The sequence below is a fragment of the Aeromonas sp. R5-1 genome (assembly GCF_040908265.1).
Lineage (GTDB): Bacteria > Pseudomonadota > Gammaproteobacteria > Enterobacterales > Aeromonadaceae > Aeromonas > Aeromonas caviae.
This window is the reverse complement of the sequence record NZ_JBFODJ010000004.1, coordinates 1-26,733: the sequence shown is the minus strand read 5'-3', so window position 1 is coordinate 26,733 and position 26,733 is coordinate 1. Positions and strand designations below refer to the sequence as shown.

The following is a 26,733-nucleotide window of genomic DNA, read 5'->3' as shown; positions in this document are numbered from 1 at the left end:
CTGGAGGAAGATCGACTGGACACAGCCTTGCCCCCTCAACTCAAATCCAATTTATGAATAATCAGTCAAAAAAGTGCTTATCTGAACAGCATTGCTCCCAACTGGGCCTTGTTGCATCAGGAACTCAAAAAACCAGGTCAAAAAGGCGTGACCCTCGAGCTGCTATGGCAGGAGTACGCCGAGCGCCATCCAGGCTCCCACTACAGCTACAACCACTTCTGTCGGCTCTATAAAGAGTGGGCGGCGCTGCTGCAACCCTCGATGCGGCAGACCCATATTGCGGGCGAAAAACTCTTTGTCGACTACTGCGGCCAGACCATGCCCATTGTCGATCCGCATACCGGCGAGATCCTTTACCGGGCCCAGATCTTTGTCGCCGTGCTGGGGGCCTCCAACTACACCTTTGCCGAGGCCACCCGCTCCCAGCAGCTCGATGACTGGGTGATGAGCCACAAGCGCGCTTTCGAGTTCTTTGGCGGTGTGCCGCAATTGGTGGTACCTGATTGCCTCAAGAGTGCCGTCAGCGTGGCGCGCAATACCGATCCGGATCTCAACCCTACCTACCAGATGCTGGCGGCCCATTTCGGTACGGCGATCATGCCCGCGCGGCCCCGCAAGCCGAAGGATAAGTCCAAGGCGGAGGTGGGCGTGCAGATCGTCACCCGCTGGATCCTGGCGGTGCTGCGTCATGAAACCTTCCATAGCCTGGCCCAGCTCAATCAGCGAATGGGTGAACTGCTGACCCGGCTCAACCAGAAATCCTTCCAGAAGCTGCCTGGCTGCCGTGCCTCACTGTTTGCCGAGCTCGATGCACCGGCGCTCAAGCCGTTGCCGGATTATCCCTATCACTACACCAAAGTAGTGCCGGTGCTGGTTGGTAAGGACTACCACGTCGATCTGGAAAAGCACTATTACTCAGTGCCCTATGCCTTGCAGGGCAAGCGGCTGGAGGCGCATCTGGCCGAGCATACCGTCACGCTGTACCACGCGGGCAAGATCGTGGCCGAACACCAGCGGAGTCATCACAAAGGCCAGCACAGCAGCCTGCGTGAACACATGCCCGCGCATCATCAGGCACTGCTGGAGTGGTCGCCGGAGCGACTGCTTGGCTGGGCGGCGTCCATCGGCCCCTACACCACGCATTGGGTGGATGGCTTTATCCGGCAGGCAGAGCATTCGACGCAAGCGGTGCGCCCTTGCCTGGCCTTGCTGGGGCAGAGCAAAACCTATGGCAAGGAGCGGCTGGAAGCGGCCTGCCTCCGGGGGCACCTGACCGGCGCCAACCGGCTGCACAACATCCGCAGCATGCTCAAGCATGGCCTGGAGGAGCAACAACTCATTGCCAACGAGCGACAGGATCCGCTGCAAGACATCCGTCATGACAATGTCCATGGCGAGCACTACTTCCACTAACCCCACGGATCAGGAGAAGCCGATGCAATTACACCTCGATGAACAACTAAGCCGCCTGCACTTGAGCGGCATGAAACAGGCTCTGAACCAGCAGCAGGCCCAGAGCATGCTGTACCTGGATATGGGTTTTGAAGAGCGGCTGCAACTATTACTGAGCCATGAGCTGGTGCAGCGGGAGCAGAGGAAAACCAACCGCCTGGAGAAGCAAGCCCGGTTCCGGCTAGCCGGACAGGTGGAGCAGCTCGACTATCGGGCGGGTCGAGGCGTGAGCAAAGCGCAGATCCGCCAACTGCTGGAAGGACACTGGCTGAGTCATCAACAAAACCTGCTGCTAACGGGCGCGGCAGGCTGTGGCAAGAGTTACCTGGCGTGTGCCCTGGGCCGTTACTTTATCCGGCAAGGAGTGGGCGTGCGGTATTACCGGCTGAAAACCCTACTTGAAGAGATGCGACTGGCCCAAGCGGATGGCAGCTATCCGAAACTGCTGGAGCGGGTAAGCAACATAGGGGTACTGATCCTGGATGACTGGGGCATGGAGATGCTGGACGCGAGCGAACGCAGCAACCTGCTGGAGATCATCGATACCCGCTACGGCAACGTCTCAACGATAGTGGCGAGCCAATTGCCGGTGGAGAAGTGGTACGGGATGATCGGAGAGGCAACCTTCGCCGAGGCGATCTTGGACCGACTGATCCACAGAGCGGTGCGCGTGACCTTAACGGGAGAATCGATGAGAAAACAGGGCGCCAACTTGACCGATGCCGATCAGGCGGAGTAAAAGGAAGACGCTATAAACGCGGGCAGAAAAAAAGTGATCGGCATGATGTTATTGGCTGATCGACATGATGTTATTAGCCACAAGGAGAAAGCCGGATGATGCATCCGTTCAACGTCGCCATGACAGCCCTCGCAATGTGTATCGCCACCCATGCCTTTGCCACCGAGGGCACCGCCGAGCTGCAGAGCGAGACCACCCTGGCCCAGGAGCTGAACCTCTCCAGCGCCCAGGTGGAGCAGATCAAGGGGCTGCGCGAGCAGGCCACCAGGGAGCTGGGCTCAATCAAGCTCGATGCCATCGGCCAGGACGTCATCGTCAACATGATCAAGTCCGGCAAATGGGATGAAGTGGCGGCGAGGAAGCAGTTGCAGACCATCAGCGACGTACAGGCCGAGGCCCGCTACCATCGCGCCCACTACCTCTTCGAGGTGAGCCGGGTGCTGACGCCCGAGCAGAAAGCCAAGCTGCACGAGATGCTGAGTGGCGGCGAGGCCATGTACTAAGGGCGACACTCTCCCCGTCTCTCCCATCCCCGCATCCGTGCGGGGATGCTATTTCTCCTCCCCCATGCCTCTTTTCGGCCAGGCTCCCCCCAGGCCACTCTGGTCAGCATCATCCGGATGCACAGATCCGCGACGGGATGCCGGCTTTGCCCCCAAGACGGAGATTCCTCCTCACCATCTTGCCTCGAGCATGTAGAATGGCCCCCAGATTCAGACCCATGACGGCAGACGTTTGCCCGCAAGAGCACCTTCTGGAATAGCACATGACAGCACAATACCAAGCGCCAGGCGCCAACTTGAGCGCCCACACCCCCATGATGCAGCAGTATCTGACTCTCAAGGCCGAAAACCCGGAGATCCTGCTGTTCTATCGCATGGGTGACTTCTACGAGCTCTTCTACGACGACGCCCGCAAGGCCTCCCAGCTGCTCGACATCTCCCTGACCAAGCGCGGCCAGTCGGCCGGCAGCCCCATCCCGATGGCCGGGGTGCCCTATCACGCCATCGAGGGGTATCTCGCCAAGCTGGTACAGCTCGGCGAATCGGCCGCCATCTGCGAGCAGGTGGGGGATCCCGCCACCAGCAAGGGGCCGGTGGAGCGCAAGGTTATTCGCATCATCACCCCGGGTACCGTCTCCGACGAGGCGCTGCTCAGCGAGCGGCAGGACAACCTGATCGCCGCCGTCTACCACGATGGCCGCCGCTTCGGTTACGGCACCATGGACATCGGCTCCGGTCGCTTCTTCATCAACCAGTTCGAGAAAGAAGAGACCCTGCTGGCGGAGCTGCAACGCACCAATCCGGCGGAGCTGCTCTACCCCGAATCGTTCGCCTTCCTGCACCATGTCGAGGGTCGCCGCGGTCTGCGCTGCCGCCCGGAGTGGGAGTTCGAGCTCGGCACCGCCCGCAAGCTCTTGTGCCAGCAGTTCGGCACCCAGGATTTGGTGGGCTTTGGGGTCGAGCAGAGCGAGACCGCCCTGTGCGCCGCCGGCTGCCTGATGCAGTACGTGAAAGACACCCAGCGCACCGCCCTGCCCCACATTCGCAGCGTGCGCCTGGAGCAGCCCGATCATGCGGTCATCATGGATGCCGCCACCCGCCGCAATCTGGAGCTGACCCAGAATCTGGCCGGCGGTCACGACAATACCCTCTCCGCCGTGCTCGATTGCACCGCCACGCCGATGGGCAGCCGCCTGCTCAAGCGCTGGATCCACCAGCCGATCCGCGATCGGGTGATCCTCAAAGGTCGCCAGAGCACCATCAAGGAGCTCATCGAGCAGAACCTCTATGACGAGCTGGGGAGCCTGCTGCGCCAGGTCGGCGATGTGGAGCGGGTGCTGGCGCGCCTTGCCTTGCGCTCGGCCCGTCCGCGCGATCTGACCCGGCTGCGGCAGGCTTTTGCTCAGCTGCCCGAGTTGCAGCGGCTGCTGGCGGAGAGCGAGCACGAGGCGGTGCAGCAACTGCGCGAGCGGGCGAGCACCTTCCCCGAACTGTTCGACCTGCTGGAGCGTGCCGTGATGGAGGTGCCGCCGGTGCTCATCCGCGATGGCGGCGTCATCCGTGAAGGGTTCAATCAGGAGCTGGACGAGCTGCGGGATCTGGCCAATGGCGCCACCGCCAGCCTGGCCCGCATCGAGGAACGGGAGAAGGCGCTCACCGGCATCAACACTCTCAAGGTGGGCTACAACAAGGTGCACGGCTTCTATATCGAGGTGAGCCGTGCCAACAGCCACCTGGTGCCGGCTCACTACATCCGCCGCCAGACGCTGAAAAACAACGAGCGCTACATCATCGATGAGCTGAAGAAGTACGAGGACAAAGTGCTCACCGCCCAGGCCCAGGCGCTGGCGCTGGAAAAACGCCTCTACGAAGAGCTGCTCGACGCCCTGCTGCCCCACCTCGGCGATCTGCAGGAGTCTGCTGCCGCACTGGCGGAGCTGGACGTACTGGCCAACCTGGCGGAGCGGGCAGAGACCCTCGACTATCGCTGCCCCACCCTCATCGACGAAGATCAGATCCTCATCGAGGCGGGCCGCCATCCGGTGGTGGAGCAGGTGATGACCGACCCCTTTATCGCCAACCCCATCCGGCTGGAGCGGGAGCGGCGGATGCTGATCATCACCGGCCCCAACATGGGCGGTAAGTCCACCTACATGCGCCAGACTGCGCTGATCGTGCTGCTGGCCCATATCGGCGCCTTCGTGCCCGCCGACAGCGCCCGCATCGGCCCCATCGACCGCATCTTCACCCGCATCGGGGCGTCGGATGATCTCGCCTCCGGCCGCTCCACCTTTATGGTGGAGATGACCGAGACTGCCAATATCCTCAACAACGCCACCGCCCGCAGTCTGGTGCTGATGGACGAGATTGGCCGCGGCACCAGCACCTACGACGGCCTCTCCCTGGCCTGGGCCTGCGCCGAGCAGCTGGCAAGCAAGATTGGCGCCTACACCCTGTTCGCCACTCACTACTTCGAGCTGACCCGCCTGCCCGAGCTGATGAGCGGGCTGGCCAACGTCCACCTGGATGCGGTGGAGCACGGCGACACCATCGCCTTCATGCACGCGGTGCAGGAAGGTGCGGCCAGCCGATCCTACGGCCTGCAGGTAGCGGCGCTGGCCGGGGTGCCGAAATCGGTGATCCACCAGGCCCGCCACAAGCTGCACGAGCTGGAGAGTGCCACTCCGGTGGCCGCCGGCGAAAGCCGTCCGGCTCCGGTCACTCTCGCCCCGCAACCCCATCCTGTGGTGGAGGAGCTGGCAGCAGTACGTCCGGACGAGCTGACCCCGCGACAGGCCCTTGACCTGCTCTATCGACTCAAGCAGATGCTGTAGCTAACGACCGCCGAACAGGCATGAAAAAGGGGAACCGCGAGGTTCCCCTTTCGTTTGACCGAACCTGTCATGTCATCAGCCCGGACCGATGCGATCCATCAGGCTCAGATTGACCGACCCCGGATGGCGCTTGAGCTTCTGCCTGTATTCGAACTGGTGCTGGCTCTCCTGTTTGAGCCCCTGCATCAGGGAATAGCACATGGCCAGCATGATGACCGAGAAGGGCAGCGCGGCGATGATGCTGGCGGCCTGCAGGGCGGCAAGCCCGCCGGAGACCAGCAGAATGGCCGCGACCAGCCCCTGCCCCAGTCCCCAGATGGCGCGGTGCAGCACGGGGGGATCCTGGTCGCCGATGGAGAGCAGCGTCGTAATCACGAGCGTGCCCGAGTCGCTGGAGGTGATGAAGTAGGTGCAGATAAGCAGGGTCAGCACACCCTTGGCAATCCAGCCGAAGGTCTCCCAGTGCAGCAGTTCCACCGTCTTGTAGAGCGCCATGGTGACATCCTGATTGACCGCTTCCACCACGCCGCCGCCACCGAACAGCTCCAGGTTCATGGCAGTCCCGCCGAACACGGTGAGCCAGAACATGCCGAGCAGGGAGGGCACCAGCAGGACACCGAGCACGAATTCACGGATCGTGCGGCCCTTGGAGATGCGCGCGATGAACATGCCGACAAAGGGGGCCCACGCAATCCACCAGCCCCAGTAGAACGCGGTCCAGCTGGACTGCCAGGCCGAGGTGCCGTTGGCTTCGGTATTGGTCCAGAAGCTCAGCTTGACGATGTTCTGCAGGTAATCACCGATGTTCTGCACATAGGCGTTGAGGATGTAGGTGGTCGGCCCCAGCGCCAGGAAGAGGCCCAGCACGAACACGCTCAACCAGATATTGAGTTCGGAGAGGATCTTCACCCCGCGCCCGACGCCGGAGATGGCCGACAGGGTGGCAATCAGGCTGATGCCACCGATGAGCCAGAGCTGGTTCGCTTGTGACACGCCCATGCCGAACATCTGATTGAGGCCGGTGTTCATCTGGGAAACTCCCAGCCCAAGGGAGGTCGCCACCCCGAACACGGTACCGAACACCGCCAGCACGTCGGCGGCATGGCCCCAGAAGCCGTAGATACGATCGCCAAGAATGGGGTAGAGCACGGAGCGGATGGCCAACGGCAACTTGCGCCGGTAGCTGAAGAAGGCCAGCGACAAGCCGACGATCACATAGATGGCCCAGGGGTGCAGACCCCAGTGGAAGAAGGTGAGGCGCATGGCGATCTGGGCCGCTTCCGGCGTCATACCTTCGGTGATGAAGGGGTTGCCCTGCAGGTGATACATGGGCTCGGCGATACTCCAGAACACCAGGCCTATGCCCATGCCTGCGCTGAACAGCATGGAGAACCAGGCAAAGTAGCCAAACTCCGGTACCTGGTCGTCGTCGCCCAGCCGGATGCTGCCAAAGCGGCTGAACATCAGGTAGACGGCGAAGAACAGGAACAGGGCGACCACCAGGATGTAATACCACTTGAAGCCAGCAATGATGGTGTCCTTGGCCCCGGTAAACCAGGTGCCTGCGGTATCTGGATCAAAGACGCCGAACAGCAGGAAGAGGGTCACGACGGTGAGGGCCGTCATGGCCATGGTGGGATTGAGGCCTTTCAAAAGCCCTTTGGTTGCTCGCATCGGGCCTCCTTAGTCGTTGTTGAAAAAGTCTTCACCCACGTGATCGCCGGCACCGCCGATGGCGCGATAGGCCAGACGACCTGCCACCTGCTCACGGTGATCCACCAGGGTCACCGACGGCTGGCCGTTCACTGCGTGGCGTTTGCCGAGGAAGATAGCCATGGGCACCCCCAGATTGGAGACACCGCTGGTGATCCAGAGGCGGTTGAAGTCATAGGAGCCACCGATGAACTCCAGCTGTGCCAGCCCATTGTCCAGACCCGCCAGATAAAAGTTCATGGCACTCTCGTCGGGGAAGAGGTGAACCAGCACATAGGCATAGCGCAGCTCATTGACCAACTCCTTTAGACTGAAAGAACCTGTGTTGCTGCAAGAGAGCGGCAGCTCACCATCGTAATGGTGTACCTTGAGGTTGTTGGGGTCCTCGTCATAGGCAGGTTGATAACGCACAAACGCCGCGGTATCCGGCAGTTCATAGCGAACTCTGACCACACGCAGGTCGGCAACCAGGGACTTGATATCCAGGTCGTCATGCATGATTTCACTCCTCAAATATCGGGTTGGAATGGGGCAATTGTCCGATAACCTAACACAATATTCATTAGAGCTAAAACCATCACATCAAAAACCATATTGACCTTGTTATGGATTAGGCGGAGAATTTCGCGCCTCTCCACAGCCCTGCGATGACCCAGACCCCATGGAAAAACATGATGAAGTGCTGATCGCCCTGCGCCAGATCATCCGTGCCATCGACATGCACTCCAAGCGCTTGATCAAGGAAGCCGGCCTGACCTCGCCCCAGCTCCTGCTGCTCAAGGGGATCGACGAGCTTGGCCAGATCTCCATGCGCCAGTTGGCGGATCACACCAACATGAGCCAGGCCACCGCCACCACCATCATGGACCGGCTGGAGAGCCGCCAGCTGGTGCAGCGCATTCGCAGCGAAACCGACAAACGCAAGGTGCATGCGACGCTCACTGACGCGGGACGCGCCCTGCTTGCCCAGGCTCCGACCCCCTTGCAGGAGAGTTTCATTCAACGCTTTCAGGCGCTGGAGAACTGGGAGCAGGGGTTGTTGCTCTCTTCCCTGCAACGCATCTCCGCCATGATGAATGCTGACGGCATCGATGCCGCCCCCGTGCTGAGTGTCAGCCCCCTGACCGAATAGCGGGCCTGAAATCCTGAAGTCCGTTTACATGTTTTCAGTTAACTTCTGGCACTCAGAACCCGATGTACCGCATCGGGGATTCTGCATTGCGAGGCCTAATGCGATCATTCTAGGTTATAACTACCCACCACCTTATGCACCATCTTCCTCGTCTACACCAGGTCCTACGGGCTTTGCTACAGCAACTCTCCTTTCAGTATCCCGTTCACCCGCTCTGCCAGCGCATTCTGATAACAGTCATACCCATCAGTCATCGAGTACTGTACTCCGTACCGTTCATACAGCGTCTGATTCAAGCCTGAGCAATACTGCACCCTGCCGTCCGAGTGATAGATAAACTCCCCGCTGCCACGCCGTTGCTTCAGTGCTCTGCGCCATCACAACCAACTCAGCATGCATCCCTTCGTGCACGTGATGCCCCGCTATCTTACGCGAGAAGGCATCCGTCACCAGGCTCAGGTAGAGTGGCCCGCTCTTTGCCGGCAGGTAAGTGATGTCGGCAACCAAGACCTGCCCTGGCGCCACCGCAGTGATTTTCACCGGGCCGGGTTTGAGCAAGTTGGGATGGCGATAGAAACGCTGAAAACTGTGGAGCGTCTTGTGATAGGCCCGTTTGGGCTGCACCAACAGACGGTGCTCGGCCAATATCCTAAACAGTCTGTCCCACCAGACCGTCAGCCCAGCATCGTCTTGGCCTTGCAGCAGATAATGCTACTTGTGGATGCCCACCCGTAGTGAACTTTGCGCACAAAGCTCACTACCTGCAGCCCTTGTGCATGACGCAGGTCGGCGACCCGATTGCGATTGTAGTCAGCCTAACGGTTTATTCCGAGGAACCAGCAAGCACTGAAGATGGTCAGCTTTTCGACATACCGCTGCGAGAGAGCTTACCAGGTCGTTTTTTACGATTGAGGCGCCTTCAAAGAACTGAGCCTCCAGGCTCATCAGCGCCAGCTACTCGAGCTCCTTGATACGCTGTTCAGACATTTGGTTGTCGGGATCAGGCATGATGTGATCCTGCCAGCTCTAATCGATGCTCCCTGGCTCCAACCCTGCAGACCATGCTTATGCAACCATACCAGAATGGTCGAATTGCCCTGAATGCCATATTGGAATTGTGTCTACTGGTAGGTGAGTTCACCTTTTTCAATCTGCTCGACCAGGGACAATTTAAACCTCAGTGAGTAATCGCGCTGTGTGCGTTTCACACCTTGTCCCATCGAGATCTCCATCTATTCGGGGAAGAAGGTATAAGCCATATTCAGGACGGGGACAATGGGAAAAGAAAAAGCCCAGCATTGCTGCTGGGCTTTTTATTTGGCTCCTCCTGCTGGGCTCGAACCAGCGACCTGCGGATTAACAGTCCGTCGCTCTACCGACTGAGCTAAGGAGGAATTATTCGTGGTGCCCAGAGACGGAATCGAACCGCCGACACGGGGATTTTCAATCCCCTGCTCTACCGACTGAGCTATCTGGGCAAATGGTGCCGGCTACCGGAATCGAACTGGTGACCTACTGATTACAAGTCAGTTGCTCTACCTACTGAGCTAAGCCGGCACACTTCAAACCATTGTGCATGAACACGTTTTTATTTCATGGCACCAAAATATGGTGCCCAGAGACGGAATCGAACCGCCGACACGGGGATTTTCAATCCCCTGCTCTACCGACTGAGCTATCTGGGCGTGGGCGCTATTAAACGGATTTTAGGGCAGGTGGTCAACGGGAAATTTCACTTTTCGTCTCGTTCGTCTCTTTTTTGCGCAGCATCATCCATTTTCATCACTTCTGCTGGCGGGACCGCTCCCCGGCGCCCCCAGAGGCGGGACTCCTCCCCCTTGAGCAGGCGGGTAATGTTCTCGTGATGACGGATCAGGATGAGACAGGAGAGCAGGGAGACCGGCAACGTGTATTCCGGTTTGAGCAGATAGGTAAAGAGCGGAGTCAGCAACACGGTCACGATGGACGCCAGTGACGAATAGCCGCTCACCAGCAGCACCAGCAGCCAGGTGGTGATGACGGCGCCCCCCATGGCAAAGCCGATGGGCAGCATGGTACCGAGGGCGGTGGCGACGCCCTTGCCGCCACGGAAGTGGAAGAAGAGGGGGTACATGTGGCCCAGACAGGCGGCCACCCCGATAAAGCCGAGGTAGACGGGCTTGATCTGCAGATACCAGGCGAGGTAGACGGGGGCCATCCCCTTGAGCACGTCGAGAAGCAGTACGATCAGCGCCGCCATCCGGCCGCCGAGGCGCAACACATTGGTCGCCCCCGGGTTGTGGGAACCATGGTCACGGGGATCCGGCAGACCCGTGATGCGGGAAACCAGCACGGCACTGGACAGCGAGCCGCCCAGATAGGCCAGAATAATCATCAAAATCGTCAGGGCCGTCATCTTGGTCGTTTTTACCACGATATGAATGGGGTATGATGCGGGCCACATTCCCAGGCCCGGGCTTGCCCGAAAGCGTGTCGCCCAAACCGGCCGCCAGCGGCAATCTGCTTGCCGGGCCTGCATCCCTGCGCTGTTTTCACAGCCCATCAAGAGTAAAGAAGAAGTACTGTCATGGACAAGGTGTTTATTCGCGGACTCGAGGTTTTGACCACCATAGGGGTATATGAGTGGGAGAAGGGCATTCGCCAGAAGCTCTGTTTCGACCTCGAGATGGGGTTTGACAATCGCCCAGCCGCCGCAACCGACGATATCAATCTGGCGCTGGATTACGCCACCCTCTCTCGCAAGATCTGTGATCACGCCCAGGGCAAGATAGTGGAGCTGGTCGAGACCATGGCCGAGCAGGTCGCCGCCCTGGTGCTGGAAGACGAGCGGGTACAGTGGGTCAAGGTAACCCTGACCAAACCGGGTGCCGTGCCCAATGCGGCAGGCGTCGGGGTCGAGATCCTGCGCCATCGCACGCCGGCTGCGAGCGCCAACTGATGACCCGCATCTATATCAGTCTGGGATCCAACATCGATCGGGAACGCCATATCCGCGCCGGCCTCGATGCCCTGCACGCCGAATTCGGCGAGTTGCAGGTCTCCCGGGTATTCGAGAGCGAGGCAGTGGGCTTCAACGGCCGCCCCTTCTACAACCTGGTGGTGGGTGCCGATACCGAGCTGCCCCTGGCGACCCTGTGCCGGCGGCTGCGCGCCATGGAGTTCGCTCACGGCCGCGAGCCGGATGCCAAGAAGTTCGCCCCGCGCACCCTGGATCTCGATCTGCTGCTCTACGGCGAGCTGGTCTGCGAGACACCACTGGTGCTGCCGCGCGGCGAGATCCTCACCAACGCCTTCGTGCTCTGGCCGCTGGCGGAGCTGGCTCCCACATTCCGCCATCCCATCGATGGTCGCACCATCGGTGAGCTGTGGGCAGGTTACGACAAAGCCTCCCAGCGCCTTGACCCCATTCCCTTCCACTGGAAAGCGGGCGAATTGCAGCATCACTGAACGACAAGGGCACCCTCGGGTGCCCTTGTTGATGACTCCGCTGATGACGGATAAGAAACGGTGATTGGGCCTGCGCCGGTGCAAGTGGCAGGATGACCGCCATCACAGGAGAACCCCATGCCACTCGATGCCATCCACGACTTCAACCGTCAGTTGCTCACCGACCTGCCCTACCAGCGCTTCGAGCACGAACCCATCCTCGATTACGCCACCGACGAGCAGGTCAAGGCTCGCCTCGGCTGGCAGGCCGAGTTCAGCAAGACCCTTTTCCTCAAATTCAAGGATGGTCGCTTCGCCCTGCTGCTGACCCACAGGGACGGCCGGCTCGACAGCAAGGCGGTCAAGGCGGCGCTCGGTGCCAAACCCTCCATCTGCACCGCCGACGAGATGCAGACCGAGATTGGCTGCCTGCCGGGAGCCGTCTGCCCCTTCCTGCCCCGCGCCGACATCCCCCTGCTGGTGGATCCCGTGCTCATGAATCACCACGCCTTTACCTGGACGCCGGGCCACCCCGAGCAGACTTTCCTGCTGGAGACCACCCACCTGGCCGGACTGCTGGCCCGATTGCCCTGCGACGTGAGCTACCTGCCCGCCCCCTGAGCCTGGGACTCAGCGCTTTTCCCGCGCCAGCTGGGCGAAGATCAGCGCCGCCAGCATGGACATCAGGCCGATGCACAGATAGGTGAGGTGGAACCCCTCCAGCCAGCGGCCACTCTCCTCGGGCTGGCCGATGGAGAAGAGTCCCAGCAGGCTGGCGGCGATGGCCACCCCCAGGCTCATGGAGAGCTGCATCACCACCGACAGCAGACCGTTGCCGCTGCTGGCGTGCTCGCTGCTGAGATCCTGCAGGGTCAGGGTGTTCATGGCGGAAAATTGCAGGGAGTTGATGGCGCCAAAGACCGCCAGCCACACCAGCAGTACGCCGTGGGGCACCTGGTTGTCGATGAAATAGAAGCTCGCGATCATGGCCCCGAGCGCCAGGGTGTTGCCGATGAGGATGCGGCGATAACCGATGCGCGGAATGAGCTTGTTCACCAGCGTCTTGGTCAGCATGGCGCCGATCACCGTGGGGATCATGGTCATCCCCGCTTTGCTCGGGGAGAAGCCGAGCCCCAGTTGCAGGAACAGCGGGGTGAGAAACGGCATGGCGCCGCTGCCGAGGCGGGCAAACAGATTGCCCCAGATACCGATGGCGAAGGTGGACGTCTTGAACAGCGCCAGACTGAACAGGGGCTGCTCCGCCGTGGCGGCATAGAGCCAGTAGCTCGCCATGGCGGCCAGACCGAACAATACCGCAAACAGGGCCCAGCCGGTTGAGATGCTGTGCTCCCCCAGGCCTTGCAGACCGACGGATACCTGCACCATGCCGACACTGAACAGCACAAACCCCTGCCAGTCAAACCTGGCGGTGTGCTGGCGAAGGTCGGGCATGAAGTGCCAGCTCGCCACGAAGCCGAGCAGGCCCACCGGCAGGTTGATGAGGAAGACCCAGTGCCAGCTCGCCACCTCCACCAGCCAGCCCCCCAGGGCCGGACCGATGAGGGGGCCGAGCAGACCGGGGATGGTGACGAACGACATCACCCTCAGCAGCTCATGCTTGCTGTAGACCCGCAGCACCGCCAGACGCCCGATGGGCATCAGCAAGGCCCCCCCGACCCCTTGCAACACCCGGGCGATCACCAGCATGGGCAGGGTGTTGGCGATGGCACAGGCCAGGGAACCCAGGGTAAACAGCAGGATGGCGACCAGATAGACCCGGCGGGTGCCGAATCTGTCCGCCAGCCAGCCGGAGGCAGGAATGAGCAGGGCCACCGTCAGCATGTAGGCGATGATGACGGACTGCATCTGCAGCGGACTCTCGCCCAGGGCCTCGGCCATGCTGGGCAGGGCAGTGTTGAGGATGGTGCCATCCAGGGTCTGCATGAAAAAACCGACCGCTGTCAGCCAGGGCAGCCATTTGCGCTGGGCGGGCGTCACCATCGGGGAGCTGTCAGGCATGGTTCTGTCTCTCCTCATCACATAAGAAAAGACCCGCACGAGCGCGGGTCATATCAGCATATCAGGCATCCGGCTGGCCGAGCATGGCCTTGAGGTGCTCTTCCAGGCTGGGTTCGGGGGCCTTGAGGGTTGAGAGAAACAACTGCTCTATGCCTACCCTGTCCTGGCTCTTCACGATGAACACCAGCCGGGACTGGGCCTTGCCTTCGGGCCACTCCCCCAGCGCCTGCAACGGATAGAGCTGGCCGTGCACGCCGTGGATCACCACTGGCTGGCTCTCCCCCTCCAGTTGCAATATCCCCTTGAGACGCAGCAGGGCATCGCCGTATTGCGCCTGCACCGCATCGATGGCGGCCAGCAGGCGGGAGGGCTTGAGCGGCTCGCCGATGCGCAGGGAGAAACTTTCGATATTGCCGTGCTCGAAGCGGGTGGGCGCGGCCGTCCCCACCTTGGCGGCAAACGGCGTCATCTTCGGCTGCATGGGCGAAGCCAGCCCCTGTTTCGGGGATTCGGTACGCAGCCAGGCCAGCAACTGGCGCACGTCGCGCCCCGCCGCCTCGTTGTAGGCGCCGAGCTTCTCCAGCACCGCGGGTGAGAGCACCCCATTGCTGACCCGCTGGATGGGGGCTGCCGGATTGAGGGCCGCCAGTTGGGCCTCCACCCGAGCAAGGGTCTCTTCATCCACCAGATCGCCCTTGCTCACCACCAGCAGATCCGCCAGCGCCACCTGTTTGACCGCCTCATATTGAGCGGCCAGCTGCTGCTCGATATGGCCGGCATCCACCACGGTGACGGTGCCATCGAAGCGGTAGCGCTGGGCGATAAAGCCCTCTTCCCTCAACGTGAACAGCACAGGGGCCGGATCGGCCAGACCCGTGGTCTCGATGATCAGCCGTTTGAAGGGTTTGATTTTGCGCTGGATGGCCTTCATGAAGAGCCCCTGCAGCGCCTCCACCAGGGAGCCCTGCACCGAGCAGCAGATGCAGCCGGAATCGAGCAGCACCACCTGCTCGTCCACCTGCTGTACCAGATGGTGATCCAGCCCCACGGAGCCGAACTCGTTGATGAGCACGGCGCACTCCCCGAGCTCGGGCTGCTTGACCCAGTGGTTGAGCAAGGTGGTCTTGCCGCTGCCGAGAAAACCGGTCAGCAGGGTCACGGGGATGCGGGTGTCTTGCATGTCTGTCATCGGGTTGCCCCCCCTCTGATCGGCAGGAGGATGAGTAAGCGAGTGTCTTGCATATCGGTCATGTCAGATCCTTACCGGTTGGCGAACAGGTCGCCGAGCCAGCGGTTTTCGAAACGGCCATGGGGGTCAAGCTCCCGCTTCAGGGCCAGGAAGTCGTGCCAGCGCGGCAACAAGGCAGGGAAGTCGTAGAGGTCCATCGCCAGGTGCTTGCCGAAATGGGGAATGCCGCCGAGGGGCACCAGCAGTTGCTGCAACTCGCGCATCTGCTCCATGGAGCCCCCGACAAAGGTCCCGTCCGCCGCCAGATAGACCAGAAAACCTATCCAGCACACCGACTTGTCATGGGCGGCACTGAGCCAGGCCACGGAGGGACCGGTGCAGCGCAGGATGAAGGGGTAGTGCAGCACGCCGGGGTTCGCCTCCTGCCATGCCTGCAGGATTTCAAGGGCCTCCCCCATGCGTTCGAGGGGCACGGCCACCTCGCAGTTGATCTGGGGCGCCGGGATCCCCTTGCAGAGGATCTGGTAGACGTTGCCCACCAGATCCGAGGCGTCCTTGAAGCGGCGTACCGTCTCGAAGTGCTCGCCTGCCCTGGCCTCGTCCTTGGTGTCTCTGGCCATCTTCTGCAGGGTCGCGTCTATGGTGGCATTGAGCGCCAGGTTCATGCGCTCGTCCATGTCTCCCTCCAGCACCAGCGGCTCGCTGCCCCCGGCCCGGTAGCGGGCCACCTCGTCATCGGAGGCGGGATCCACCAGCCAGATGTGGCTCTCGCCGGTCCAGGCGAACCACCAGCTCTTCACGAAGGCGTGCTCCCGGTTGAGGCGCTCGTTGTGTTCCAGCAGGAAGGGGTAGTCGGTGGTGAACTTGGTGCAGCGCATGATGCGGTTGGGCACTGTGTTGAGGGTCACATCCAGCAGGATGCCGAGCATCCCCATGCCCATCACGAAGGCGCCGAAGCGCGGATCGGTGCGATCCACACGGATGATGTCGCCGCTCGCCAGCATCACGGTCAGGGCAGCCACCGCATCGCACAGGGCAGACTGGTGCAGTCCCTGCCCATGGGTGCCGGTGCTGAGCGCACCGCCCAGGGTCTGGATGCCGATGACGCCGGGGGACGCCGGCAGCATGCGATCCATGGCGATGAGGTCGGCATAGATGGTATCAAGCGGCGTCCCCGCCAGGTAGGTCACCGTATCGGCAGTCTTGTCCAGCTGGCCGCGCAGGTGGTGCAGGTCCACCAGCAGCGCCTGGCTGCCTTCGGCGTAGACGCTGTGGATGGGTTCGAAAGAGAGGCCGGAGCCGATGAGCCGCAGCTTGCGCTCGGGGTATTCCCGCAGCAGTTGCTGCAGCTCGTCACGGGTCGTCGGGCGCCACACCTGATCAAGGGCGCCGAGGGGGTTGGTTCTGGACCAGTTGAACAGCACCTCCCGATTGCCAATCGCCTTGATGCTGTGAAATGCCTGGAACCTGACCGTCATACCGCGCCTCATCTGACTTCAAAATGAGCGCCAATTCTACCGAAAAGTGGCTGCCAAGGCATGAAAAACAAGACCCTACAGTCGGGGGTGGATAGGGGGAGCGCCCCTCCCCGCCTCAGCGCGTCTGCTGGGTCAATGCCAGCAACATGCCGAATCCCACCAGCAGGCCCCCGAACACCCGATCGATCCAGTGGCGTACCGCCAGCAGTCGGTCCCGCACCGCAGGGGTGGAGAAGAAGAGCGCCACCGCACCAAACCAGAGGGCGTGCGCCAGCGCGATGAAGGCGCCATAGCCGATCTGGACCGCCAGCGGCGTCTGCGGCTGCACCACCTGCATGAAGAGGCTGACGATGAAGATGGTGGTCTTGGGATTGAGCACATTGGTCAGAAATCCGGTGCGCAGCGCACCCAGACTGGAGAGGGCAGGCTGACAGATGCTCTCTTCATCGGCAGCCGGTTTGGCCCGCAGCATCTTGATGCCGAGAAAGATGAGATAGGCGGCCCCTGCCAGCTTGATGAGGTTGAACAGCCAGAGGGATTGCTGGATCAGCAGGCCCACCCCCAGCAGGGTGTAGGTCACGTGCACGCAGACCCCGGCCGCGATGCCGATCGCCGTCAGCACGCCGGTGCGGCGCGAGAGCAGCAGGCTGTTACGCGACACCATGGCAAAGTCGGGCCCGGGGCTGATGACGGCAAAGAGGGTAATGGCGACAACGGCTAACAGTTCGGTCATGAAAAGAGTCCTGATTAGAGGGGATATCGGCTATTTTATTTGCCAATAACACCAATAACGAACGATGATTTCTGACATGAATGGTGAAAAAAACTCACAAAAAGCCCTCTCGCTGCCCTCCCTCACCGCCCTGCGCTGTTTCGAGGTGGCTGCCCGCACCGAGCATTTCGGCCGCGCCGCCGATGAACTGCATCTCACCCATGGCGCCATCAGCCGGGCGGTGCGCCTGCTCGAGGAGGATCTGGGGGTCATGCTGTTCGAGCGGCGCCAGCGCCGGGTCTTTCTGACCGACGCGGGTGAACGGTTCTATCAGGCGGTCAGAGAGGGGCTGGGCAGCATCCGCCAGACGGCGCAGGCCCTGCGCCAGCAGAGCCGCCCCCAATCGCTGGTGCTCTCCTGCGAACCCACCCTGCTGATGCGCTGGCTGATCCCGCGCTGGCCCGCCTTCCAGGCTCTGCACCCGGAGCTGGACGTACACCTGATGGCGGGCGGCGGCGCCCTCAGCTTTGGCAGCGGCATCGATCTCGCCATCCGGCGCAACGACTTTCACTGGCCTGCCGAGCTCTACAACCAGTTGCTGTTCGAAGAGCGGACCGGCCCTGTCTGCCCGCCGGGCAAGGTGGCGCACTTCTTTGAATCCAGGGGGGATGTGCAGGCCCTCAGGCCAACGGCACCCCGTCTGCACACCAAGACCCGTCCGGGCGCCTGGTTGGAGTGGCAGCAGCACGCAGGCATGTCCGCCGACGAGGAGGTGCCGGGTCAGACCTTCGAGCACTTCTATTTCAGCCTGCAGGCGGCAGTCGCCGGGCTGGGAGTCGCCATCGGCCCTTACCGGCAGGTGTGCGACGATATCGAGGCCGGTCTGCTGGTGGCACCGCTCGGCTTCGTCCCCGACGGCACCGGCTATCACCTGCTCGCCCCCGCGCCTCCCGAACCCGGCAGCCCCCACGACATCCTGGTGAACTGGCTGCACAGCCTGGTGGGCGCGGCCTAGCCCTGGGCGGTGCGCCCGGCGGCGACCTGTATCTCTCCCGCCGTCAGCTCCCGGCAGAACTGGCGTATCGGCATGGGGCGGGCAAACAGGTATCCCTGCAGATACTGGACCCCCTTGCCTCTCAGATAGGCGGCCTGCTGCTCCGTCTCCACCCCTTCGGCCACCAGGGACAAACCCAGCCGCCCCCCAAGGTCGATGACGTTGTCCACGATGTGCTCGGAGAGGGACTCCGTCCCGATACGGCCGATGAAGGAGCGGTCGATCTTGAGATAGTCCACGTGGAATTGCTGCAGATAGATGAGGCTGGAGTGGCCGGTGCCAAAGTCATCGATGGCGAGCTGCACCCCCATCTCGTCGAGCTGGCGAAACAGGGAGAGGGTCTGCGGGCTGGTCACCAGCAGCTCCCGCTCCGTGAGCTCCAGCACCAGCACCACCCGTCCCGGAACGAAGTGGCCGAGGAAGTCGCGGCACTCCGCCACCAGGGAGAGGTCCCGGCAGTGGATGGCACTGATGTTGAAGCTGATGTGAAATGCCTCGGGCAACTGCTCCTGTACCGGGTGGAGTGTCTTGGCCACCGTCTTCATCAGGTTGACCGTCATGGGCACGATCAGGCCAGACTCTTCCGCCTGGGGGATGAAGAGATCGGGGCGGATCAGCCCCTCTGTGGCATGTTGCCAGCGCATCAGTACCTCGGCTCCCACCATCTTGCCGCCCTTGCTGGCGATCAGCGGTTGCAGATAGGGGACAAATTCCCTGGCTCGCAGCCCACGTCTCAGCTCGTCCGTCAGGGCCCCCGGCCGCCCAAGCAGCCACCATACCAGCAGTGAGAGCACCAGCGAACTGGCTCCCAGCCAGATCAGTTGCAGATGGCGAGCCTCCCACAGGGCACGCCAGTAGATCGGCATGGCATAACCGGCGTGGATGGTGAAGGGGTAACGCTGGGAGGCGAGTATCAGGGCAAACTTGCTGTGCAGTTTCGGCGGATCGCTTTGGAAGTGGCCGGACTCATCGAGCCAGGCGGACCCCACCTGCAAGAACAGCTCGCTGGGATCGCTGCTCAGGGTGAGCATGAAACTGAGCTGGCTGCTGTCAATGGCGCTCAGTGCCGCATCACGCCCCCGCTCCTGACGCACCACCAGCAAGGGGTGATTCTTGCGCACCAGGTTGCCGCTCATCAGCAGCAACTTGCGATCCGTGTAGCGGGAGCCGTCATCCACTTCCCTGGCAGGCCCGAACAGCGAGGTGCAGTTGATGATCCCCTGTCGCACCAGATTGATGGAGCGCAGGAACGGCTCCAGCGCCACCCGCTTGCGCAGCAGCAACAGGTTGTCGCTGCAGGAGCGACCGGCCAGCGGCAATACCTCGAGGTTGGCCCGCTCGGCCTGATCCAGCATGCGCTCCAGCAAGGTTCTGGCCTTGCTGGCTGACGCACTGGCATCGTTCTTCAGCTCCTGCTCGTAGCTGTCATGCACCATCCACCCTCCCACCACCAGGGGCAGGGCTAACACCAGCAGGGCACAACCAAGGCGCCACTTCATGCGGGCCAGATCAATCCGGAACAGAAACATAGCAACCACGCCGCAATGCGCGGGCCCGCTTCGCAGGTACCGCGGTATAAAAATGCCCACCAGGAAACGGTGGGGCCATCATGGCCAGACAACGAAAGCGCAACGCGCGTACCAGGTAAATCGACGACGCCGTTGCTGGGCATGGCGGGTCATTATCGCGCAGCCCCCTGAAATGGAAAATGCCGCGTCGAGACGCGGCATTGTTATTTTCAGTGGTCAGACCGGCGAGTCTCAGACCGCTTGCTGCAGGATCACCGCATCGGCCTTCTTGGTGTAGGAGGCGATCTCGTTGAAGTTCAGGTAGCGGTAGGTGTCGGCAGCAGTGGCGTCCAGGGTCTTGGCATACTGCAGGTACTCTTCCACGGTCGGGATCTTGCCGATGATGGCGGCAACCGCGGCCAGCTCCGCAGAAGCCAGATAGACGTTGGCACCCTTGCCCAGACGGTTCGGGAAGTTGCGGGTGGAGGTGGAGACCACGGAGGCCCCTTCCGCCACGCGCGCCTGGTTGCCCATGCAGAGGGAGCAGCCCGGGATTTCGATGCGAGCACCGACCCGACCGAAGATGCCGTAGTAGCCCTCTTCGGTCAGCTGATCCTTGTCCATCTTGGTGGGGGGGGCGATCCACATGCGGGTCGGCAGCTCGCCCTGATACTTCTCGAGCAGTTTGCCAGCGGCGCGGAAGTGGCCGATGTTGGTCATGCAGGAACCGATGAACACCTCGTCAATCTTGTCACCCGCCACGTCGCTCAGCAGACGGGCGTCGTCCGGATCGTTCGGCGCACACAGGATCGGCTCCTTGATGGTGGCCAGATCGATCTCGATGATTTCGGCGTACTCGGCATCCTTGTCCGCTTCCATCAGTACCGGGTTGGCCAGCCACTCTTCCATCCCCTTGATGCGGCGGGTGATGGTGCGCACGTCGCCGTAGCCTTCAGAGAGCATCCACTTCAGCATCACGATGTTCGACTTCAGATACTCGATGATCGGCTCTTTATCCAGCTTGATGGTGCAACCAGCGGCAGAGCGCTCGGCGCTGGCGTCCGCCAGCTCGAATGCCTGCTCCACCTTCAGGGTCGGCAGACCTTCGATCTCGAGGATGCGGCCGGAGAAGATGTTCTTCTTGCCCGCTTTCTCGACGGTCAGCAGCCCTTTCTGGATGGCGGCGTAGGGGATGGCATGGACCAGGTCACGCAGGGTGATGCCCGGCTGCAGCTCGCCCTTGAAGCGCACCAGCACGGATTCCGGCATGTCCAGCGGCATCACGCCGGTGGCGGCGGCGAAGGCCACCAGACCAGAGCCAGCCGGGAAGGAGATGCCGATGGGGAAACGGGTGTGGGAGTCACCACCGGTACCCACGGTATCCGGCAGCAGCATGCGGTTCAGCCAGGAGTGGATGACGCCGTCGCCCGGACGCAGAGAGACACCGCCGCGGTTCATGATGAAGTCCGGCAGGGTGTGGTGGGTCTGCACGTCGATGGGCTTGGGATAAGCGGCGGTGTGGCAGAAGGACTGCATGGTCAGATCGGCAGAGAAGCCGAGGCAGGCGAGATCTTTGAGCTCGTCGCGGGTCATCGGGCCCGTGGTGTCCTGAGAGCCGACCGTGGTCATCTTGGGTTCGCAGTAGGTGCCCGGGCGGATGCCCTCCACGCCACATGCCTTGCCCACCATCTTCTGGGCCAGGGTGAAGCCCTTGCCGGTGTCGGCAACAGGCTGCGGACGACGGAACACGGTGGAGAACGGCAGACCCAGCGCTTCGCGGGCCTTGTCGGTCAGGCCGCGGCCGATGATCAGCGGAATGCGGCCACCGGCGCGCACTTCATCGATCAGCACCTCGGTCTTCAGTTCGAACCGGGCCAGCACCTCGTCGGTGCCGTGGCGGGTGATCTTGCCCTCATAGGGGAAGATGTCGATGACATCGCCCATTTCCAGCTTGGAGACGTCCACTTCGATGGGCAGGGCGCCGGCATCTTCCATGGTGTTGAAGAAGATGGGGGCAATCTTGCCACCGAGGCAGACGCCGCCGGCACGCTTGTTCGGCACGAACGGAATGTCGTCGCCCATGAACCAGAGCACGGAGTTGGTGGCGGATTTACGGGAAGAGCCGGTACCGACCACGTCACCCACGTAAGCCAGCGGGAAGCCCTGCTCTTTCAGGGAATCAATGGTCTTGATGGGGCCGATGACGCCATCCTTGTCCGGGGTGATGCCGGGACGGGCGTTCTTCAGCATCGCCAGGGCGTGCAGCGGAATATCCGGGCGGGACCAGGCGTCCGGCGCCGGCGACAGATCGTCGGTGTTGGTTTCGCCGGTCACCTTGAACACGGTGACGGTGATCTTCTCGGCCAGGGCCGGGCGGTTCAGGAACCACTCGGCGTCAGCCCAGGATTGCAGCACCTGCTTGGCGTGGGCATTGCCCGCCTTGGCCTTCTCTTCCACGTCGTGGAAGGAGTCGAACATCAGCAGGGTGTGGGAGAGCCCCTTGGCGGCAAGCGGCGCCAGGGTGGCGTGATCCAGCAGGTCGATCAGCGGTTGAATGTTGTAACCACCCTGCATGGTACCGAGCAGCTCGACGGCTTCGGCGGCAGTCAGGATGGGGGAATGGGCCTCGCCCTTGGCGACGGCGGTGAGGAAGCCGGCTTTCACATAGGCCGCTTCATCAACACCCGGGGGAATGCGGGAGGACAACAGTTCTTTCAGAAAGTCCTGTTCGCCGGCGGGCGGATTCTTGATCAGCTCAACCAGGGCGGCGACCTGCTCTGCGTCCAGAGGTTTGGCAACCACGCCTTCGGCGGCACGTTCTGCGACGTGTTTACGGTATGTTTCAAGCACGACTAATTCCTCTTTGGTCTTTTTTTTGGGGTTCGCCCAAGCTCGCGGCGATCGTCCTTGCGGGACACCCGTAGGGTGCCCCCCACTATATAAGTTTTAACGACTAATTAAAATCCAAACCCTGTGCAGTTATTCATCAAACCAGCATAACCATATAAACCCATTAGTTTTTTTTAGAGTGACAAGCCGCCCACCCAAGGTGAGTTAACAAAAAGGCAGCATTTCGCCCTTATTGGAACGTAGTGCCCAATTGCAGATAGAACATGTCGTGCCCCCCCTCCGCCACGCCATAGCCGAGGAAGATGGGACCGAGGAAACTCTCCACCCCCATATAGAGGGAACCCGAGGTATAGGAGGATTCGATGCTGATGTCCTCTCCCTTGTCCCAGACCCCCCCTTGCTCGAGGGAGCCCCCGAGGAACAGGGGCGCCTTGAAGGCACCGAAGTCATTGTCCGCCACCCGGTAGATGTAGCGCAGCCCGCCGAACAGGCTGTAGCGACCGCTCAACTGGTAATGCTGGAAGCCGGACATACGGAACAGCCCCCCCAGATCCTGCACGAACAGCGGTACCGTCTCCTGGGAGCTTGAGCCGCCCCCTTCCAGCATCAGGTTGAGGCTGTGCCTGTCCCAGGACCAGGGCTTGATCATCACCAGCCGGTAATTCACCCCCTCGGCCTGCTCGGAGGGCGCGTCCGCGGGGTCGAGATCGACGTAGGAGTAGCCCCCCTTGATGTCCCAGTAGACCCCCTGATAGGGGAAGTAGCGGCTGTCGAGGGTGTCGTGCTCGAAGCGGATGTAGGGGCCCCAGGCGGAGGCATCGGCATCCGCGTTGGTGAGGTTCTGGATCTCCACGCTGCCGATCTTGCCCTCCAGCCCAAGGGAGAAGCGGCTCCAGGGCTGGCGATTCCAGCCGACGGCGAGATCCACGCTGGTGAAGCTGTACTCGGAGTCCAGATAGCTGACCCCGGACGAGGACCTGCTCTCTTCCGGGAAGAAGACGCGTCGCTGGGTCTTGTCGTAGGCCAGGCTCGTCTCGCCGAAGTAGGTCTGGGAGGGCTCCAGCGGGGTGTAGAAGTCGGTCTTGAGGTGCTTGGCGGTCCCGAGGGACGCCTCGGTCAGCCACTCGCCTCCCCAGTCGTTCACGTTGGTCAGGGTGTAGGACATGCCGACGTTGTAGTTGGAGCTGCTCTCGAAGTCATCGGAGAAGCCGAGCTGGAAGTTGAGATAACCCGGCCCCCAGTTCTTCTCGCTGGCGTCCACCACCAGCACGTTCTCCCCGTCCCGCTCCTCCACCTCGTAGGTGATGCGATCGAACGACTCCAGGGCGTAGAGGCGACGGATCCCCGCCTCCAGGCTCTCGTAGGTCTGCACCTTGTCCGGACGCACGTTCAGCATGGCCCGCACCGTGTCGTCGGAGAGGCGCGACTTGTTGATGATCTCCACCTTGTCGATGTAGTAGGCGGGCTGGCCGCTGCGCTCGGCGCGCCGGCTCAGCTTGCCGTTGCGATAGTCGGCGTAGGCGGCGGGCGAGAGAGAGAGTGCATCGAGCCGGGCCGCTGCACTGTTGGCGACCGCCTCCCCGATCTTGATCCCCTCCGGCATCAGGGCGAAGTCGGCGATCCCCATGTTGCCGAACTCGGGGGTCAGCAGGATGTCCCTGGGGCCCAGCAGCGCCTTCTGCTTTTCGGTCCCCACCTGGGTCATGTAGGTGGTGAGCTGATCGATCATGGCCAATCCCGACTTGAGGGACTCCCGGGTACGCAGCTTGGCGCTGATGTCCACCGCGATCACCACGTCGGCCCCCATGGCCTTGGCCACGTCCACCGGCATGTTGTTGACCGTGCCACCATCGGCCAGGATGCGGCCGTCCCAGTCCACCGGCTTGAGGGCACCGGGAATGGACATGGAGGCCTGCATCGCCTTGGCGAGGCTGCCGTGATCCAGCACGAAGGGGGTCACCGTCTCCATGTCGGTCGCCACCGCGCGATAGGGGATAGGCAGGTTGTCGAAGCTCTTTTGCGCCGGCAGGTTGGAGGTGGCGTGGCGCAGCAGGCTGGCCATGGACTGTCCCTGGAAGAAGCCGTGCGGCAGCTGGGTCTGGTCACCGTTGACCCCGATGTCGGTGCGCAGCTGGTACTTCTCGGTCTGCTGCTTCTTGCGCAGGGATAGCTCGTCGCGCCCCACCTTGTCCTGATAGCCCTTGTTCCAGTCGATGGCCAGCGTCGTGCGCTCCACCTCCTCGGCGCTGAGCCCCATGGCATACATGCCCGCCACATAGGAGCCCATGCTGGTCCCGACGATGATGTCCACCGGGATGTGCTTTGCCTCCAGCACCTTGAGCACCCCGATATGGGCCGACCCCTTGGCCCCGCCGCCGCTCAGTACCAGGGCGATCCTCGGACGCTCCATCTTGGTTGCCCCCGGGTTTCTGGCCGAAGGCGCGGGATCATTGGCTCCGGCCGCCGCCATGAACGGCAGGGTCGCCAGCAGGAGCACGAGCAGGTGGGTCCATCCCCGATGAAAGATGCGCATATGAGAGTCCATAAATCCGGTGCGAGTCGAGCGGGCAGGCCGCCAGTCAGGTGCAGCCTACTATAAGTGCAAGCACTTTAACCGCAAGCCGGGGTGCTGGCGAGGGGTCGCCCCGCTTGCGACGATGTCTCGGCAAAATCGGGCGCCAATCCAGCCCAATCCGGGTGTGAGCGCAAACGTTAATCGACAATAAAGGCCCCCACCGCCTCAAGAGCGCGCCAAATCAGCCGCTATTATGAGTTCAACCCTGGTTCACACTTACGAGTCACCCTTATGTTCGCAAGCCTGACACTGAAACAGAAAATTCTGGCCACCGTCATCCTCGCCGTGGCCCTCTCCTGCCTGCTGGTGGGCTATTTCAGCCAGCGTTCTGCCCAGCAGCTGATCGAGGACCGCATGTTCGAGCAGGAGCTGCCCAACCTGACCCAGCGCATCGGCAAGGAGATCGAAAAGGATCTCACCTCGGTCGCCAATGCCGCCAGACAGCTTGCCAACGACCGCTTCGTGCTGGACTGGGTCGAGCGCGGCATGCCCAAGGAGCAGGAGTCCATCCTCATAAACCAGCTCAAGGACATGACGAGCCAGTATGGTCTGGTCACCGCCTCCTTCGCCGATCGTCAGAGTGCCGCCTACTACAACCAGGACGGTTTTCTGCGCATCCTGAACCACGAGCAGGACAACTGGTTCTATGACTACACCAAGAGCCGCCAGGATCTGATGCTTAGCATCTTTCGGGAGAGCAACGGCGAGGTGAAACTGTTCGTCAACTTCCAGCAACTCGACGGACGCGGCCTCGCCGGCCTCGCCAAATCCCTCGACAGCATGGTCAGCATGCTCGCCAACTTCCGCATCGGCGACAGCGGCTTCGTCTTCATGACAGACGGCAGCGGCAAGGTGAAGCTGCACCCCGACGCCGCCCGCATCGATCGGGACAACCTGACCCAGCTGGCCAGCGGCAGTAGCACCAACCTGCTCAACAAGCAGCCCTTTGCCGCCACCCATGCCGAGGTCGACGGCCAGCCAGTAATCCTGGCCAGCAGCTACATCCCCCTGCTCGACTGGTATCTGGTGGCCCAGGTGCCGGAGGCCGAGATTTATGCCGAACTGGACAGAGCGCGCCTGCACATGGTGCTGGTCAGCCTGGCCATCGCCGTCGGCATGGGGCTGCTCGGCGTTCTCCTGGCGGGCTCCGTGAGCCGCCCCCTCAACGAACTGGCCCGCCTGTTCCGCGAACTCGGCAGCGGTGATGGCGACCTCACCCATCGCCTCAAGGTCGATGGCCGTGACGAACTGGCCCAGGTGGCGACCGGCTTCAACAACTTTGTCGCCAAGATCCACGGCTCCATCGAACAGGTGGCGAGCAACTCCCGCCAGCTCGCCGCCACCGCCAACGAGGTGGCAGCCAAAGCCCAGCTCACCCAGCACAACTGCACCGCCCAGCGGGATCGCACCGTCCAGGTCGCCACCGCCATCCATGAGATGGGAGCCACCGTCAGCGAGATCGCCGGCAATGCATCCCTGGCAGCCGACGTCGCCAAGCAGGCCAACGAGCAGGCCGATGCGGGGGCCCAGGTCGTCGCCCAGGCCCGTC

The 26,733-nt window shown here is 62.0% G+C and carries 20 protein-coding genes, 4 tRNA genes and 2 pseudogenes; 10 read left to right on the top strand and 16 right to left on the bottom strand.

Annotated elements, in window-relative coordinates:
* Positions 1-96 precede the first annotated feature (96 nt).
* The 4 genes and pseudogenes from istA to mutS form a co-directional block, all read left to right on the top strand.
* A pseudogene (gene istA / locus AB5Y64_RS00310) lies at positions 97-1,413 on the top strand (IS21-like element ISAs27 family transposase); the annotation flags it as partial.
* A gap of 22 nt (positions 1,414-1,435) precedes the next feature.
* Complete coding sequence (gene istB / locus AB5Y64_RS00305) at positions 1,436-2,191, top strand: IS21-like element ISAs27 family helper ATPase IstB (protein WP_043851824.1); 756 nt, start codon at positions 1,436-1,438, stop codon at positions 2,189-2,191.
* Positions 2,192-2,286: 95 nt separating this feature from the next.
* Positions 2,287-2,694, top strand: coding sequence for a Spy/CpxP family protein refolding chaperone (locus AB5Y64_RS00300; protein ID WP_052815400.1), 408 nt, complete (start codon positions 2,287-2,289; stop codon positions 2,692-2,694).
* 263 nt (positions 2,695-2,957) lie between these two features.
* Positions 2,958-5,528: a DNA mismatch repair protein MutS gene (mutS, locus tag AB5Y64_RS00295; protein ID WP_368203033.1), complete on the top strand. Its 2,571-nt coding sequence runs from the start codon at positions 2,958-2,960 to the stop codon at positions 5,526-5,528.
* A gap of 75 nt (positions 5,529-5,603) precedes the next feature.
* Here the strand turns inward: mutS and AB5Y64_RS00290 are convergent, their stop codons facing one another.
* Positions 5,604-7,202, bottom strand: a complete 1,599-nt coding sequence (locus AB5Y64_RS00290) for a BCCT family transporter (protein WP_368203030.1) — start codon at positions 7,200-7,202, stop codon at positions 5,604-5,606.
* A 9-nt stretch (positions 7,203-7,211) separates the two neighbouring features.
* Positions 7,212-7,739 (bottom strand): hypothetical protein, encoded by a 528-nt coding sequence (locus tag AB5Y64_RS00285; RefSeq protein ID WP_010672814.1) that lies wholly within the window; start codon positions 7,737-7,739, stop codon positions 7,212-7,214.
* Between the two features lie 163 nt (positions 7,740-7,902).
* Here AB5Y64_RS00285 and AB5Y64_RS00280 point away from each other — a divergent pair, with 163 nt between their 5' ends.
* Positions 7,903-8,373, top strand: a complete 471-nt coding sequence (locus AB5Y64_RS00280; RefSeq protein ID WP_368203028.1) for a MarR family winged helix-turn-helix transcriptional regulator — start codon at positions 7,903-7,905, stop codon at positions 8,371-8,373.
* 276 nt (positions 8,374-8,649) lie between these two features.
* Here AB5Y64_RS00280 and AB5Y64_RS00275 read toward each other — a convergent pair whose 3' ends face one another.
* The 7 genes and pseudogenes from AB5Y64_RS00275 to plsY form a co-directional block, all read right to left on the bottom strand.
* Entirely contained in the window at positions 8,650-9,018 is a 369-nt protein-coding gene (locus AB5Y64_RS00275) for a hypothetical protein (protein WP_368203025.1), read from the bottom strand.
* A 395-nt stretch (positions 9,019-9,413) separates the two neighbouring features.
* A pseudogene (locus tag AB5Y64_RS00270) lies at positions 9,414-9,593 on the bottom strand (IS3 family transposase); the annotation flags it as partial.
* A gap of 98 nt (positions 9,594-9,691) precedes the next feature.
* Positions 9,692-9,767, bottom strand: a tRNA-Asn gene (locus tag AB5Y64_RS00265).
* Between the two features lie 8 nt (positions 9,768-9,775).
* Positions 9,776-9,851 (bottom strand) — tRNA-Phe (locus AB5Y64_RS00260).
* A 3-nt stretch (positions 9,852-9,854) separates the two neighbouring features.
* Positions 9,855-9,930, bottom strand: a tRNA-Thr gene (locus AB5Y64_RS00255).
* Positions 9,931-9,982: 52 nt separating this feature from the next.
* Positions 9,983-10,058, bottom strand: a tRNA-Phe gene (locus AB5Y64_RS00250).
* Between the two features lie 47 nt (positions 10,059-10,105).
* Entirely contained in the window at positions 10,106-10,768 is a 663-nt protein-coding gene (gene plsY, locus AB5Y64_RS00245) for a glycerol-3-phosphate 1-O-acyltransferase PlsY (RefSeq protein WP_029314836.1), read from the bottom strand.
* 171 nt (positions 10,769-10,939) lie between these two features.
* On the opposite strand from plsY, the gene folB reads away from it, so the two are divergent.
* The 3 genes from folB (at position 10,940) to AB5Y64_RS00230 (ending at position 12,420) form a co-directional block, all read left to right on the top strand.
* Positions 10,940-11,311, top strand: a complete 372-nt coding sequence (gene folB / locus AB5Y64_RS00240; protein WP_010675798.1) for a dihydroneopterin aldolase — start codon at positions 10,940-10,942, stop codon at positions 11,309-11,311.
* A complete protein-coding gene (gene folK, locus AB5Y64_RS00235) occupies positions 11,311-11,820 on the top strand; it encodes a 2-amino-4-hydroxy-6-hydroxymethyldihydropteridine diphosphokinase (protein WP_043154130.1) in 510 nt (169 codons plus the stop codon). The genes folB and folK overlap by 1 nt, the downstream gene beginning before the upstream one ends.
* Before the next feature lie 117 nt (positions 11,821-11,937).
* Positions 11,938-12,420: a YbaK/EbsC family protein gene (locus tag AB5Y64_RS00230; RefSeq protein WP_043154128.1), complete on the top strand. Its 483-nt coding sequence runs from the start codon at positions 11,938-11,940 to the stop codon at positions 12,418-12,420.
* Positions 12,421-12,429: 9 nt separating this feature from the next.
* On the opposite strand, the gene mdtD is transcribed toward AB5Y64_RS00230, so the two are convergent.
* The 4 genes from mdtD to AB5Y64_RS00210 form a co-directional block, all read right to left on the bottom strand.
* Entirely contained in the window at positions 12,430-13,857 is a 1,428-nt protein-coding gene (gene mdtD / locus AB5Y64_RS00225) for a multidrug transporter subunit MdtD (RefSeq protein ID WP_327787249.1), read from the bottom strand.
* Positions 13,858-13,879: 22 nt separating this feature from the next.
* Positions 13,880-15,007, bottom strand: a complete 1,128-nt coding sequence (locus AB5Y64_RS00220) for a GTP-binding protein (RefSeq protein ID WP_029314837.1) — start codon at positions 15,005-15,007, stop codon at positions 13,880-13,882.
* A gap of 71 nt (positions 15,008-15,078) precedes the next feature.
* Positions 15,079-16,485 carry a D-arabinono-1,4-lactone oxidase gene (locus tag AB5Y64_RS00215; RefSeq protein WP_128297046.1) on the bottom strand — a complete coding sequence of 469 codons (1,407 nt, stop codon included), beginning with the start codon at positions 16,483-16,485 and terminating at the stop codon, positions 15,079-15,081.
* Positions 16,486-16,600: 115 nt separating this feature from the next.
* Positions 16,601-17,218, bottom strand: coding sequence for a LysE family transporter (locus AB5Y64_RS00210; RefSeq protein WP_103244165.1), 618 nt, complete (start codon positions 17,216-17,218; stop codon positions 16,601-16,603).
* A gap of 76 nt (positions 17,219-17,294) precedes the next feature.
* Between AB5Y64_RS00210 and AB5Y64_RS00205 the strand changes: the two genes are divergently transcribed.
* Positions 17,295-18,212 (top strand): LysR family transcriptional regulator, encoded by a 918-nt coding sequence (locus AB5Y64_RS00205; RefSeq protein WP_048208547.1) that lies wholly within the window; start codon positions 17,295-17,297, stop codon positions 18,210-18,212.
* On the opposite strand, the gene AB5Y64_RS00200 is transcribed toward AB5Y64_RS00205, so the two are convergent.
* From AB5Y64_RS00200 to AB5Y64_RS00190, 3 genes are all read right to left on the bottom strand, one after another.
* A complete protein-coding gene (locus AB5Y64_RS00200) occupies positions 18,209-19,780 on the bottom strand; it encodes a cyclic diguanylate phosphodiesterase (protein ID WP_041211776.1) in 1,572 nt (523 codons plus the stop codon). The genes AB5Y64_RS00205 and AB5Y64_RS00200 overlap by 4 nt on opposite strands.
* Before the next feature lie 231 nt (positions 19,781-20,011).
* Positions 20,012-22,609: a bifunctional aconitate hydratase 2/2-methylisocitrate dehydratase gene (gene acnB / locus AB5Y64_RS00195; protein ID WP_368203021.1), complete on the bottom strand. Its 2,598-nt coding sequence runs from the start codon at positions 22,607-22,609 to the stop codon at positions 20,012-20,014.
* Between the two features lie 229 nt (positions 22,610-22,838).
* Positions 22,839-25,142 (bottom strand): patatin-like phospholipase family protein, encoded by a 2,304-nt coding sequence (locus AB5Y64_RS00190; protein ID WP_043154122.1) that lies wholly within the window; start codon positions 25,140-25,142, stop codon positions 22,839-22,841.
* 273 nt (positions 25,143-25,415) lie between these two features.
* Here AB5Y64_RS00190 and AB5Y64_RS00185 point away from each other — a divergent pair.
* On the top strand, positions 25,416-26,733 hold a 1,318-nt coding region (locus AB5Y64_RS00185; RefSeq protein ID WP_368203019.1), incomplete at its 3' end, for a methyl-accepting chemotaxis protein.

What these genes read in the sequence shown, in the direction of transcription:
- AB5Y64_RS00205 (WP_048208547.1), top strand. Translation starts at nt 17,295, where the DNA reads ATGAATGGTGAAAAAAACTCACAAAAAGCCCTCTCGCTGCCCTCCCTC.
- istB (WP_043851824.1), top strand. Translation starts at nt 1,436, where the DNA reads ATGCAATTACACCTCGATGAACAACTAAGCCGCCTGCACTTGAGCGGC.
- AB5Y64_RS00280 (WP_368203028.1), top strand. Translation starts at nt 7,903, where the DNA reads ATGGAAAAACATGATGAAGTGCTGATCGCCCTGCGCCAGATCATCCGT.
- mutS (WP_368203033.1), top strand. Translation starts at nt 2,958, where the DNA reads ATGACAGCACAATACCAAGCGCCAGGCGCCAACTTGAGCGCCCACACC.
- AB5Y64_RS00215 (WP_128297046.1), bottom strand. Translation starts at nt 16,485, where the DNA reads ATGACGGTCAGGTTCCAGGCATTTCACAGCATCAAGGCGATTGGCAAT.
- plsY (WP_029314836.1), bottom strand. Translation starts at nt 10,768, where the DNA reads ATGACGGCCCTGACGATTTTGATGATTATTCTGGCCTATCTGGGCGGC.
- AB5Y64_RS00210 (WP_103244165.1), bottom strand. Translation starts at nt 17,218, where the DNA reads ATGACCGAACTGTTAGCCGTTGTCGCCATTACCCTCTTTGCCGTCATC.
- AB5Y64_RS00300 (WP_052815400.1), top strand. Translation starts at nt 2,287, where the DNA reads ATGATGCATCCGTTCAACGTCGCCATGACAGCCCTCGCAATGTGTATC.
- AB5Y64_RS00220 (WP_029314837.1), bottom strand. Translation starts at nt 15,007, where the DNA reads ATGACAGACATGCAAGACACCCGCATCCCCGTGACCCTGCTGACCGGT.
- AB5Y64_RS00190 (WP_043154122.1), bottom strand. Translation starts at nt 25,142, where the DNA reads ATGCGCATCTTTCATCGGGGATGGACCCACCTGCTCGTGCTCCTGCTG.
- AB5Y64_RS00200 (WP_041211776.1), bottom strand. Translation starts at nt 19,780, where the DNA reads ATGTTTCTGTTCCGGATTGATCTGGCCCGCATGAAGTGGCGCCTTGGT.
- folB (WP_010675798.1), top strand. Translation starts at nt 10,940, where the DNA reads ATGGACAAGGTGTTTATTCGCGGACTCGAGGTTTTGACCACCATAGGG.
- folK (WP_043154130.1), top strand. Translation starts at nt 11,311, where the DNA reads ATGACCCGCATCTATATCAGTCTGGGATCCAACATCGATCGGGAACGC.
- AB5Y64_RS00290 (WP_368203030.1), bottom strand. Translation starts at nt 7,202, where the DNA reads ATGCGAGCAACCAAAGGGCTTTTGAAAGGCCTCAATCCCACCATGGCC.
- AB5Y64_RS00285 (WP_010672814.1), bottom strand. Translation starts at nt 7,739, where the DNA reads ATGCATGACGACCTGGATATCAAGTCCCTGGTTGCCGACCTGCGTGTG.
- AB5Y64_RS00230 (WP_043154128.1), top strand. Translation starts at nt 11,938, where the DNA reads ATGCCACTCGATGCCATCCACGACTTCAACCGTCAGTTGCTCACCGAC.